Annotated in this window: 1 protein-coding gene; it reads left to right on the top strand. The window is 43.5% G+C overall.

Annotation, left to right across the window (positions count from 1 at the left end):
* The coding region (locus AACS98_RS21785) for an ATP-binding protein (protein ID WP_232317195.1) at window positions 1–276 on the top strand (276 nt) is incomplete at both ends.

Raw genomic sequence — 276 nt, forward strand, 5'->3', positions numbered from 1 at the left:
TGACAATGTTCCCCGCTATATCTGCACAGATGCAGTCAAACTACGTCAGGTGTTAATCAATCTACTCAGCAACGCGATTAAATTTACCTCAGAAGGCAACGTCAGTCTACTTGTGTTTGCAGGAGAACAAGAAACCACAGATGTATTTCATATCCATTTTCAGGTGCGTGATACAGGTGTAGGGATTTCCGCCACTGAATTACCCAAATTATTTGATGCGTTTACGCAAGCCCAAGCCGGAAAAGATGCCCAAGAAGGTACAGGATTAGGTTTAGC

Origin of the sequence: Anabaena sp. CA = ATCC 33047, assembly GCF_963870205.1 — a bacterium.
Classification (GTDB): Bacteria; Cyanobacteriota; Cyanobacteriia; order Cyanobacteriales; family Nostocaceae; genus Trichormus.